This window comes from Spirillospora sp. NPDC049652, assembly GCF_040675125.1.
In the GTDB taxonomy this organism is placed as follows: Bacteria; Actinomycetota; Actinomycetes; order Streptosporangiales; family Streptosporangiaceae; genus Spirillospora.
On sequence record NZ_JBFAOF010001589.1, the window covers coordinates 1 to 1,011 of the forward strand.

The following is a 1,011-nucleotide window of genomic DNA, read 5'->3' on the forward strand; positions in this document are numbered from 1 at the left end:
GCTGCCCGCAGGCGGTGGTGAGGCCGTCCCGCTGACCGAGCGGGAGGCGGGCGCGGGCGCCCCGGTCTGGAGCCCGGACGGCACCCGCATCGCGTTCGCCGCCCCAGCCGGCAAGCCGGACCCCGCGGCGCCCGTCGTGCTCGACCGGCTCGACTACAAGGCCGATGGCAGCGGTGTGGTCGGGAACGTTCCGACGGCGCTGTTCGTGGTCGAGGTCGCGACCGGCGAGACCATGCAAATCACCACCAATGAGACGGATGCCGTCCAGCACGCCGGGCCACCCGCCTGGTCACCGGACGGCAGTCGGATCGCGTTCCCGGCCTCGATCGGCGACCGCTCCGACCTGACCGGCACCCTGGCCGCGTGCGTGGTCGGCGCGGACGGCACCGGCCTGCGCGTCGCCGGAAACGCCGAGGGCCTGACCGCGACGGTCGAATGGTTTCCCGACGGTGAGTCTCTCCTGGTCACCGGGCGTGCCACCGCCGACACCGGGCATCTTCACCTGATGCGCCTGCCGCTCGACGGCTCTCCGGCCACCCTGCTCAGCGCCCCTCTCGACCGCAACGTCATGCCGGGCATGCCCGGCTATCCGGGCGCGCTGCCGCAGTTCACCGGCGGCGACGGCGGCGAACTCCTCTTCTGCGCCCGCGACCGCGGCGTCACCCGCCTGTACCGGCTCGACGGCGCCGGGATCACCGAGGTCGGCCTGCCCGCCGGGACCGGTGTCTCGGGGTGCTCGGTCGCCGCGAAGGCGGGCCGGGCCGCGCTGCTGGTCGCCGACGCGTCCCGCTTCGCCGAGATCGAACTGCTCGACCTCGGCACCGGCGAGACCACGCCCCTGACCCGGCACACCGCCGAGTCCCTGCCCGACGTGGCGCTGCCGGAGGCCACCGAGCGGGAGTTCACGATCTCCGACGGCACGCGCGTCCACGGGTTCCTGCTCCGCGACCCGGACGCGCCTTCCGGCGGCCCCCTGCTGGTGGACGTGCACGGCGGCCCGCACAACGCGTG

Annotated in this window: 1 pseudogene; it reads left to right on the forward strand. The window is 74.8% G+C overall.

The window, feature by feature from the left end:
- A pseudogene (locus tag AB0J52_RS42155) lies at positions 1-1,011 on the forward strand (hypothetical protein); the annotation flags it as partial.